Here is a 10,784-nt window from a genome sequence, read left to right on the forward strand (position 1 = left end):
GGAGTGCCGGGAGGTGCTGCGCGGGGCGGCGCCGCACCCATTCCACTCCCCCGCGGCGAATGGCGCCTGTCCTCCGTATGGAAAGACGATGACCCCCACTCCACCTGGGCCACAAGGGGCGGCTCTGTTAGATTGGTCTAAACCACATAGCCCCTTTCGGGTGCCGGTTGAGCCCCCCCCTCTACGGACCGTTTCTTCAGATCGGCAGGCCAGCGTGGAAGTTGTCATAGTTCCGGACGCCAAGTCGGGCGGCGAGCTCATCGCCGAGGCCATGGCGCAGCTCCTGAGGCGCAAGCCCGCGGCGCTGCTCGGCGTGGCCACCGGCTCCACCCCACTGCCCATCTACGAGGCGCTCGCGGCCAAGGTGCGCTCCGGTGCCGTGGACGCCTCGCGGGCGCGGATCGCGCAGCTCGACGAGTATGTGGGGCTGCCGGCCGAGCATCCGGAGTCGTACCGTTCGGTGCTGGCGCGTGAGGTGCTGGAGCCGCTCGGGATCGGGATGGACGCGTTCATGGGGCCCGACGGGACGGCCGAGGACGTGCAGTTGGCGTGCACCGCGTACGACAGGGCGTTGGCGGAGGCCGGCGGCGTGGATCTGCAGCTGCTCGGGATCGGGACCGACGGGCACATCGGGTTCAATGAGCCGTGCTCCTCGTTGGCCTCGCGGACCCGGATCAAGACGCTGACCGAGCAGACCCGGGTGGACAACGCGCGGTTCTTCGACGGCGACATCGGGCAGGTGCCGCATCACGTGATCACTCAGGGGATCGGGACGATCCTGGAGGCGCGGCATCTGGTGCTGCTGGCCACCGGGGAGGGGAAGGCCGACGCGGTCGCCGCCACTGTGGAGGGACCGGTGGCTGCGGTGTGTCCTGCCTCGGCGTTGCAGCTGCATCCGCATGCGACGGTTGTTGTCGATGAAGGGGCGGCTTCCAAGCTGAAGTTTGCGGACTACTTCCGGTACACGTATGTCAACAAGCCTGAGTGGCAGGGGATTTAGCGGGTTCGTCCGCCGGGCTCGGTTCTCTGCGGGGTGCGGGTCCGTTGTGGCTGGTCGCGCCCACGCGGCGGAGCCGCATGTCGGTACAGCCCCGAGCCCGTGAAAAAACGTGCAGGCGCCGGTCCCATGGAAGGGCCGGCGCCTGTCGTGCCGTAGGGACTACACCCCCGCGATGACCTCCGCCGCCGCCCGGCCGCATACCCGGGCCGCGCCGTGCGTGGCGATGTGGAGGGCGCCTCGGGGAGTGGCCTGGGGGAGGCCCATTTCGACCACGATCGTGTCGGGGCGGGCAGCCAGGAGGGTGTCCAGGGCGGATGCCATCCAGGGGTGGCGGTGTTCGTCGCGGACCACGGCCACGATGCGGCGGGGGCCGGCCGCGGCCAAGGCGGTGCCGCCCGCGTCCTCGCCGGTGAAGCTGCCCGTCTCCGTGCCGGGCAGGAGGCGGAAGAGTTCCGCCGCGACGCCCCAGGGGGTCTCGTCGCCGACCGCGATGTTGGCGACGGGGGTGAGGGCGGCGACATAGGGCGGTTCGGTGAGCGGGGTGAAGGCCTTGGCCGCGGTCGTCCTCAGGGCGCGGCGGGCCGCGCGGAGACCCACTTCCGTGTCGGGGGTGCGTTCCGTGTCCGCTGCCGCCGCGGCGGCGGTCCAGCGGGCCAGCGCCCGGACCCGGTCCGCCGCGTCCGCCAGGCGTTCCTCGGGGAGGTCGCCGGCGCGGACCGCCGAGACGAGGGCGTCGCGCAGGCGCCGTACCGTCTCGTCGTCGGCGAGGCCGCCGCCCACGCAGATCGCGTCGGCGCCGGCGGCCACGGCGAGGACGCTGCCGCGCTCGATGCCGTACGTACCGGCGATGGCCTGCATCTCCATGCCGTCGGTGACGATGAGGCCGTCGTAGCCGAGTTCGCCGCGCAGCAACTCCGTGAGCGCGCGCGGGGACAGGGTCGCCGGCCGGTCGGGGTCCAGGGCGGGGATCAGGATGTGTGCGCTCATCACGGCGCGGGTGCCGGCCGCGATCGCCGCGCGGAACGGGGCCAGTTCGCGGGACTGGAGCACCGATGTGTCCACGTCGATGCGCGGGAGTGCGTGATGGGAGTCGACGGCCGTGTCGCCGTGGCCCGGGAAGTGCTTGGTGCAGGCGGCGACCCCGGCGGACTGCAGGCCGGTGACATAGGCGGCGGTGTGCCGGGCGACCAGGCCGGTGTCGGCGCCGAAGGAGCGGACGCCGATCACGGGGTTGGACGGGTTGGAGTTCACGTCGGCCGACGGGGCCCAGTTGAGGTTGACCCCGCAGGCGGCGAGGCGGCGGCCGAGTTCGGCGGCCACGTCCCGGGTGAGCTCGACGTCGTCGACCGCGCCCAGAGCGTTGTTGCCTGGGAAGGAGGAGCCGGTGCGGACCTCCAGGCGGGTGACGTCGCCGCCCTCCTCGTCGATGGCAACGAGGACGTCGTCACGTTCGGCGCGCAACTGGGCGGTGAGGGCCGCGAGTTGTTCGGGCGAGGCGATGTTGCGGCCGAAGAGGCCGACCGAGGCGAGGCCTTCGCCCAGGCGGCGCAGCAGCCAGTCGGGGGCGGTGGTGCCGGTGAAGCCCGGCTGCAGGACCGTCAGTGCGTCGCGCGTGAGAGTGTCGGTACCGCTGGCGAATGTCGTCATCGGGTGGCGTTATCCCTTCACTGCGCCGGCGGTCAGGCCCGCGGCCATCTTGCGCTGGACGAGGAGGAACAGGGCGACGATCGGCACGGCCATCATCGTGGCTCCGGCCATCATCGGGGCGTATTCGGTGCCGTGCTTGGTGGTGAAGTTGCCGAGCCAGACGGTCGCGGTCTGGTGTTGCTGGCTGAGCAGCATCAGGGCGTACAGGTACTCGTTCCAGGCCTGGATGAAGCCGTAGACCGAGGTCGCGACCATGCCGGGGGCCAGGAGCGGGAAGACGACCCGGATGAAGGCGCCCGTGCGGCTGCAGCCGTCGACCATCGCCGCCTCTTCCAGTTCCTTCGGGATGTTGACGATGAAGCCGCGCAGCGTCCACACCGTGAAGGGGAGGATGAAGGTCAGATACGTGATGATCAGGCCCGAGAGCTTGTCGTACTGCTCCAGGTCGTTGAGGAGCAGGAAGATCGGGATGATCATGGCGACCAGCGGGACCATCTGGACCGCGAGGATGCCCACGATCACGATCTTGCGGCCGCGGAAGGCGAACCGGGAGATGGCGAGGGCCGCCAGCATGCCGACGACGATGCCGATCGCCACGACCGAGAGGGAGACGACCAGGCTGCGGCCGACCGGCCCCCAGAAGTCCGCGACGGCCAGCGCCCGGCGGAAGTTGTCGAGGGTGAAACCGGTCGGGAACAGGCTCGGGTCGGGGTCGATGGTGTCCTTGGCCGGCTTGATGGCCGTGTTGAGCATCCAGTAGACGGGGAAGCCGGCGGTGAGGAAGACCAGGAGACCGAGGAGGTTCCATCCGAGCTTGGACTTGCGGGGCCGCCCCCCGGTGGTGATCGCGCTCATTCCACCTCTCCGATCTTCAGCATCTGGCGCATGTACACGGCGACCACGCCGAGCAGCAGCACCACGGTGATCAGGGCGATCGCGGAGCCCTGCGCATAGTCGTTGACCACGAAGGCACGGTCGTACGAGTAGGTGGTCAGGAGCTGGAACTCCTGCTCGGGATGGCCGTTGCGCATCACGAAGACCTGCGGGAAGACGCCCATGTCCCAGATGACCGACAGGGTCGTGAGCATCACGATGATCGGCTTGAGGATGGGCAGGGTGACGTACCGGAAGACGCCCCAGGAGCCCGCGCCGTCCAGGCGGGCCGCCTCCTCCAGTTCGGCGGGGACCTGGGTGAGGCCGGCGCTGAGGGTGATGACGACGAAGGGGACGGCTCCCCAGACCACCAGCAGCATGATCACGGCGAGGCCCTGCGGCCCGCTGGCGAACCAGTTGTGGCCGATGAGGTCCACGCCGGGCAGCTTGCTGAGCAGGGCGTTGAGAATGCCGTAGTCGGCGTCGAACAGCCACTTGAAGACGGTGGTGGCGACGATGATGGGCATGCCCCAGCTGGCCACCAGCACGATGTTGACCAGCGTCTTCACCCAGCCGGAGACCCGCTGCAGAAGCAGGGCGATCAGCATGCCCAGCACCATCGTGAAGATGACCGACCCGCCCGCGAAGAGGATCGTGCGGAGCACCACCTGCCAGAACTCGCCGTCGCCCAGCACTCCGGTGAAGTTGGCGAACCCGACCCAGTCGGCGGGCTGGAAGCCCCACAGCTGGGACTGTCCGAACTTCTGGAAGGACAGGGTGACCAGGCGGACCAGCGGATAGCCGAGGACCAGCGCCAGGATCAGCAGACAGGGGGCGAGCAGCAGCCAAGGGGTGGCCGCACCGCCCGAAGTCCGGCCTCTGCATGGGTTCTTGGCGACCGGCGGCGGTGGCGGCGCCTGCCGCGGCGGCGGCACCTTGGCAGGGGTGGTCGTGTCTGCGGCACTCATCGCGCGCTCCTCAGCGGTCCCTCAGGTCGTACGGAGAGCGGGGTTCCGCCCGGGCGGAACCCCGCTCGCTGGTCACTTGGTGTTGATGACCTTGTCGATCGCGGTGTCCGCGTCCTTGGCGGCGGCCTCGACCGACTTCTTGCCGGTGCCGATGTCCTGCAGCATGGTCTGCAGGACCTGCGCCTTCTCGACCTGGCCCCAGCCGGGTGCCATCGGGACGAACCAGTTGGACTCGGCGGCGGTGGCCGGGACCGCCGTCGCGGGGTCGTTCTTCAGCGTCGCGAGGTCGGTCTTGTTGTTGGGCAGGTTGCCCTTGGCCATCAGGCCCTTCTGGCCGGCGGGGCCGGTGAACGCGTTGATCCACTCGGCGGCGAGGGCCTGCGCCTTGGACTTGACCGGGACGGCGAGGTCGGAGCCGCCCAGGAAGACCGGGAGGTTCTTGCCGGACGGACCCGGCATCACGAAGTTCTCGAGGTTGTTCTTGAGCTTGCCGGTCTTGTCGTTCTTCGGGTCGGCGGAGGTCGCGCCCTCCCAGGCGGCACCGAAGATCATGCCGGACTTGCCCTGGCCGTAGACGATGTAACGGTCGGACTCGTCCTTGGTCTTGTCGCCGTGCATGTACTTGTCGATGACGTTCTTGAACTCGGTGAGGCCCTTGACCGACTCGGGCGAGGAGAGGTTGGCCTTCCACTGGCCGCCCTCCTCCTTGGCGATGGAGCCGCCGGCGTCGTAGACGAAGGACATGGCCGCGTACCAGTCACGGGTGGGCTGGTACCAGGCGGAGAACTTGTTCCCCTCCTTCTGCTGCACCTTGTCGAGGTCGGCGGTGAGTTCCGCGTACGTCTTCGGCGTGGACTTGACGCCCGCCGAGGCGAAGACGTCCTTGCGCCAGTTGCCGACCCGGCCGCCCGCGTAGTAAGGCACGCCGTAGGTCTTGCCGCCGTACGTCACAGAGGCCTTGAGGCCGTCCAGCCAGGCGGCGGAGTTGCTGAACTTCGCCGGGTCCAGGGGGGCGAAGGCGCCCTTGACCATGTAGCCCAGCATCTCGGTGTTGCCCATCTCGACCACGTCGGGGGCCTTGTCGGTGGCGAGGACCGCGTCGAGCTTGGTGTTCTTGTCCGGCCAGCCGTAGTACTCGTGGTTGATCTTGATGCCGGGGTGCTTCTTCTGGACGGCCGCGTCGGCGGCCTTCACCAGGTTCGGCCAGTTGTTCTGGGCGTCGACGGTGAGCCAGACAGTCAGCTCCTTGGCGTCCGCGCCGCTGTTGGAAGAACCCTTGCCGTCGTTGCTGCCACACGCCGCGATGGAGACCATCATGCCCGCGATACCGATCGCGGCTATGAGCTTGCGCTTCACGCCACCCTCCTCAGGGATGCCCACACCTCCCCGCTCATGCGCCGGGACCTGAACCAATGGTGTAGACCAGTACCGGGAGCTTGGACCAGACCACGAGGCCTGTCAAGAGTGCTCGAAACGGCTCTGACCAGCCGTTATGCGACCTACATATGCAAGAACCTTTAAGTAAGAAGGCAGCGAAATCAGCGATGCCGGAGTACTCTCGTCCGCTAGACCACTTGGCCCTCCGTGGACTAGACCAAATGAGCTGGCGACGGTATACAGAAGGGATCACGAAGTGACCCGCATCCGGAGCCGGGAAGGCAGAGCATGAGCAGCGACGTCAGCAGTGCGGAGACCGAGGGCGGGGCAGGTGTCCGTACCGCGCGCGTGCCCAAGTACTACCGCCTGAAGAAACATCTGCTCGACATGACGGAGACGCAGTCGCCCGGCACTCCGGTACCGCCCGAGCGCACCCTCGCCGCCGAGTTCGACACCTCGCGCACGACGGTGCGGCAGGCGCTGCAGGAGCTGGTCGTCGAGGGCCGCCTCGAACGCATCCAGGGCAAGGGCACCTTCGTCGCCAAGCCGAAGGTGTCCCAGGCGCTCCAACTCACCTCGTACACCGAGGACATGCGCGCCCAGGGCCTGGAACCCACCTCGCAGCTGCTGGACATCGGCTACATCACCGCCGACGACCGCCTCGCCGAGCTCCTCGACATCACGGCCGGCGGCCGGGTGCTCCGTATCGAGCGCCTCCGCATGGCCAACGCCGAGCCGATGGCCATCGAGACGACCCATCTGAGCGCGAAGCGCTTCCCGGCGCTGCGCCGCTCGCTGGTGAAGTACACGTCCCTCTACACGGCGTTGGCCGAGGTCTACGACGTCCATCTCGCCGAGGCGGAGGAGACCATCGAGACCTCACTGGCCACCCCGCGCGAGGCGGGCCTGCTCGGCACGGACGTGGGCCTGCCGATGCTGATGCTCTCCCGCCACTCGTACGACAAGACGGGCGAGCCGGTGGAATGGGTGCGGTCGGTGTACCGGGGGGACCGCTACAAGTTCGTGGCCCGCCTGAAGCGCCCTCAGGACTGAGTCGCCGTAGTACTGCACGCGGTGTAGCGCACTCGCGACTCCTGTTCTACGGTCCTCCCGACTCCGTCTGGACGGGAGGACCGCCTCGTGCGTACCGCGAACGTCCGCTCCATCGTCATCTGGATCCTCGTCGCCCTGGTCGGAGCGGCGGGCTGGTCCGTGCTCGCGCTCTCCCGGGGTGAGAGCGTCTCGGCCGCCTGGATGGTCGCGGCCGCCCTCGGCTCGTACGCGATCGCCTACCGTTTCTACGCGAAGTTCATCGCCCACAGGGTGCTCAAGGTCGACGGCACCCGGGCCACCCCGGCCGAACGCCTCGACAACGGCATCGACTTCCACCCCACCGACCGCCGCGTCCTGCTCGGCCACCACTTCGCGGCGATCGCCGGTGCCGGACCCCTGGTCGGGCCGGTGCTGGCCGCGCAGATGGGCTATCTGCCCGGCACGATCTGGATCATCGCCGGCGTGGTCTTCGCGGGCGCGGTCCAGGACATGGTGGTGCTGTTCTTCTCCACGCGCAGGGACGGGCGTTCACTCGGTCAGATGGCCCGCGAGGAGATCGGCCCCTTCGGTGGTGCGGCCGCGCTGATCGCCGCCTTCGCCATCATGATCATCCTGCTCGGGGTGCTGGCGCTGGTCATCGTGAACGCGCTGGCCGCCTCGCCGTGGGGCACCTTCTCCATCGCGATGACCATCCCGATCGCCCTGCTGATGGGCTTTTACCTGAGGGTGCTGCGCCCCGGCCGGGTCGCCGAGGTCTCGCTGATCGGGGTGGCGCTGCTGTTGCTCGCGCTGGTCGCGGGCCGCTGGGTCGCCGAGTCCTCGTGGGCCGGCACCTTCACCCTCGCGCCCTCGACCCTGGTCGTCTGGCTGGTGGCGTACGGCTTCGTCGCCTCGATCCTGCCGGTGTGGATGCTGCTCGCGCCCCGCGACTACCTGTCCACCTTCATGAAGATCGGCACGATCGCGCTGCTCGCGCTGGGCGTGGTCGTCGCGCTGCCCACGCTGAAGATGGACGCGGTGACGGACTTCGCCTCGCGCGGCGACGGCCCGGTCTTCGCCGGGTCCCTGTTCCCCTTCGTCTTCATCACCATCGCCTGCGGGGCCCTGTCCGGCTTCCACTCGCTCATCTCCTCCGGTACGACGCCGAAGATGATCCAGAAGGAGACGCAGATCCGGATGATCGGCTACGGCTCCATGCTGATGGAGTCGTCGGTCGCGATCATGGCGCTGGTCGCGGCGAGCATCATCGACCCGGGGCTGTACTTCGCGATGAACGCACCGTCCGGCGCGATCGGCACCACCGTGCAGAACGCCTCGCAGGTGGTGACCGGTTGGGGCTATCACATCTCCCCGGCCGACCTCGCGCAGGCCGCGAAGAACGTCGAGGAGTCCACCCTGCTCTCCCGTACCGGCGGCGCGCCCACGCTCGCCATCGGTGTCTCGGAGATCTTCTCCAAGGTCACCGGCGGGAGCCTGAGGGCCTTCTGGTACCACTTCGCGATCATGTTCGAGGCGCTGTTCATCCTGACCGCGCTGGACGCCGGTACGCGGGTGGGCCGGTTCATGCTGCAGGACATGCTGGGCAACGTCGTCCGGCCGTTCAGGAACGTGAGCTGGAAGCCCGGCCTGGTCATCACCAGCGCGGCCGTGTGCGCGCTGTGGGGGTACTTCCTGTGGGTGGGCGTGCACGAGCCCCTCGGCGGCATCAACCAGCTGTTCCCGATCTTCGGCATCTCCAACCAGCTGCTCGCCGCGGTCGCCCTGGCCGTCTGCACGACCCTGCTGGTGAAGTCGGGGCGCCTCAAGTGGGCCTGGATCACCGGCGTTCCGCTGGCCTGGGACGTCACCGTGACGTTGACGGCCAGCTACCAGAAGGTGTTCTCCGGCGACCCCAAGGTCGGGTTCTTCAAGCAGCGGTCCGTGTTCCAGGACGCGATCGACGCCGGGAAGGTGCTGCCGCCCGCCAAGAACATGGACGACATGCACACCGTGGTCACCAACTCCACGGTGGACGGCGTCCTTTCGGCGGTCCTGGCCGTCCTGATCGTCGTCGTGGTCGCGGACGCCCTGCGGGTCTGCGTCCGGCACATCCACCGGCCGGCCCTTTCGTCGCTGAGCGAGTCCCCGTACGTCGAGTCGAGGATCACCGCCCCGGCGGGGCTGATCCCGACCCGCCAGGAGAAGGAGGAGGAGCGCCGTGCGGTCGTCGGTACTGCTGCGCCGGGCGATTAGAGGCGTGCGCTGGTATGTGCGGGAGCTGACGGACGAGTCGGCGTACGACCGTTATGTCGCGCATCTGCGCAAGGCCCGTCCGGGCGCGCAGGTGCCGTCCCGCCGTGAGTTCGAGCGGATGCGGACGGACCGTCAGGAGGACGATCCACGGCAGGGTTTCCGCTGCTGCTGACAGCGATGTCGGGCCGATGTCGCACCGATGTCGGGCCTTCACGGAATCGACATACCGATATCCGGACCAGGTCTTCCGCTCTCGCGACACCGTGACCTAGATTGCCTGCGCATTGCACAAGTGATCAGTACGGGTGATCGGTGAGGGGACGGAGCCGGTATGTCAGATGTGTCCGAGGTGAGACCACCGGTGGTGACACCGGTCCGCGTGGTCATCGCCCTCTGTCTCGTGGCGCCCTTCGTGGCGATGCTCTGGGTCGGCTCCTACGCCAGGACGGACCCGGCGCTCGGCGGCATCCCGTTCTTCTACTGGTACCAGATGCTGTGGGTGCTGATCTCCACGGCGCTGACCATGACGGCGTACAAGCTGTGGCAGCGTGACCAGCGCGCCCGCGCCGCACGGAAGGGCGGTGCGTCGGAATGAACCACGGCGTGAACGGCGTCGCGCTCGGCGTCTTCGTCTTCTTCTTCCTGGCCGTCACGGCCATGGGCTTCCTGGCCGCGCGCTGGCGCAAGGCCGAGAACGAGCAGAGCCTCGACGAATGGGGCCTGGGCGGACGGTCCTTCGGCACCTGGATCACCTGGTTCCTGCTCGGCGGCGACCTGTACACGGCGTACACGTTCGTCGCCGTGCCCGCGGCGATCTACGCGGCGGGCGCGGCCGGCTTCTTCGCCGTGCCGTACACGATCCTGGTGTACCCGCTGATCTTCACGTTCCTGCCCCGCCTGTGGTCGGTCTCGCACCGCCACGGGTACGTGACCACGTCGGACTTCGTGCGCGGCCGCTTCGGCTCGAAGGGGCTGTCGCTGGCGGTGGCCGTGACCGGCATCCTGGCGACGATGCCGTACATCGCGCTGCAGCTGGTGGGCATCCAGGCGGTCCTCGACGTCATGGGGGTCGGCGGCAGCGCGGACTCCAACTGGTTCGTGAAGGACCTGCCGTTGCTGATCGCCTTCGGTGTGCTGGCGGCGTACACATACTCGTCGGGTCTGCGCGCGCCCGCGCTGATCGCGTTCGTCAAGGACGCGCTGATCTACATCGTCATCGCCGTCGCGATCATCTACATCCCGATCAAGCTGGGCGGCTTCGACCACATCTTCGCCAAGGCGGGCGAGGCCTTCAGCGCGACCAACCCGACGACGGGGAAGCCGCGCGGGGCGCTGGTTCCGGCCGAGGCGAACCAGTGGACGTACGCCACGCTGGCGCTGGGTTCCGCGCTGGCGCTGTTCATGTACCCGCACTCGATCACCGCGACGCTGTCCTCGAAGAGCCGTGACGTGATCCGCCGCAACACCACCATCCTTCCGCTGTACTCACTGATGCTGGGCCTGCTCGCGCTGCTCGGCTTCATGGCGATCGCGGCGGGAGTGAAGGTCACCAACGGGCAGCTGGCGATCCCGCAGCTGTTCGAGGACATGTTCCCGAGCTGGTTCGCGGGCGTGGCCTTCGCCGCCATCGGCAT

10 protein-coding genes are annotated in these 10,784 nt (G+C 68.4%); 6 read left to right on the plus strand and 4 right to left on the minus strand.

Annotation, left to right across the window (positions count from 1 at the left end):
- Positions 1–214 precede the first annotated feature (214 nt).
- Positions 215–1,000, plus strand: a complete 786-nt coding sequence (gene nagB / locus ACFY1E_RS33840; RefSeq protein WP_389082795.1) for a glucosamine-6-phosphate deaminase — start codon at positions 215–217, stop codon at positions 998–1,000.
- Between the two features lie 159 nt (positions 1,001–1,159).
- On the opposite strand, the gene ACFY1E_RS33845 is transcribed toward nagB, so the two are convergent.
- The 4 genes from ACFY1E_RS33845 to ACFY1E_RS33860 form a co-directional block, all read right to left on the minus strand.
- Positions 1,160–2,647: a glycoside hydrolase family 3 protein gene (locus tag ACFY1E_RS33845; protein WP_389082798.1), complete on the minus strand. Its 1,488-nt coding sequence runs from the start codon at positions 2,645–2,647 to the stop codon at positions 1,160–1,162.
- A gap of 9 nt (positions 2,648–2,656) precedes the next feature.
- Positions 2,657–3,502, minus strand: a complete 846-nt coding sequence (locus ACFY1E_RS33850) for a carbohydrate ABC transporter permease (protein ID WP_389082800.1) — start codon at positions 3,500–3,502, stop codon at positions 2,657–2,659.
- The gene (locus ACFY1E_RS33855) at positions 3,499–4,488 is read right to left on the minus strand and encodes a carbohydrate ABC transporter permease (protein WP_389082803.1); all 990 of its coding nucleotides are present in this window, start codon (positions 4,486–4,488) and stop codon (positions 3,499–3,501) included. The genes ACFY1E_RS33850 and ACFY1E_RS33855 overlap by 4 nt, the downstream gene beginning before the upstream one ends.
- 72 nt (positions 4,489–4,560) lie before the next feature.
- Positions 4,561–5,844 (minus strand): extracellular solute-binding protein, encoded by a 1,284-nt coding sequence (locus ACFY1E_RS33860; protein WP_389082805.1) that lies wholly within the window; start codon positions 5,842–5,844, stop codon positions 4,561–4,563.
- Between the two features lie 309 nt (positions 5,845–6,153).
- On the opposite strand from ACFY1E_RS33860, the gene ACFY1E_RS33865 reads away from it, so the two are divergent.
- The 5 genes from ACFY1E_RS33865 to ACFY1E_RS33885 all read left to right on the plus strand — a co-directional run.
- Positions 6,154–6,918: a GntR family transcriptional regulator gene (locus tag ACFY1E_RS33865; RefSeq protein WP_123967379.1), complete on the plus strand. Its 765-nt coding sequence runs from the start codon at positions 6,154–6,156 to the stop codon at positions 6,916–6,918.
- A gap of 87 nt (positions 6,919–7,005) precedes the next feature.
- Entirely contained in the window at positions 7,006–9,150 is a 2,145-nt protein-coding gene (locus tag ACFY1E_RS33870) for a carbon starvation CstA family protein (RefSeq protein ID WP_389082808.1), read from the plus strand.
- A 4-nt stretch (positions 9,151–9,154) separates the two neighbouring features.
- Complete coding sequence (locus ACFY1E_RS33875) at positions 9,155–9,322, plus strand: YbdD/YjiX family protein (protein ID WP_389082810.1); 168 nt, start codon at positions 9,155–9,157, stop codon at positions 9,320–9,322.
- A gap of 159 nt (positions 9,323–9,481) precedes the next feature.
- The gene (locus ACFY1E_RS33880; RefSeq protein ID WP_389082812.1) at positions 9,482–9,745 is read left to right on the plus strand and encodes a DUF3311 domain-containing protein; all 264 of its coding nucleotides are present in this window, start codon (positions 9,482–9,484) and stop codon (positions 9,743–9,745) included.
- On the plus strand, positions 9,742–10,784 hold a 1,043-nt coding region (locus ACFY1E_RS33885; RefSeq protein ID WP_389082814.1), incomplete at its 3' end, for a sodium:solute symporter. The genes ACFY1E_RS33880 and ACFY1E_RS33885, both read left to right, overlap by 4 nt.

This window comes from Streptomyces sp. NPDC001604 (assembly GCF_042893475.1).
In the GTDB taxonomy this organism is placed as follows: Bacteria; Actinomycetota; Actinomycetes; order Streptomycetales; family Streptomycetaceae; genus Streptomyces.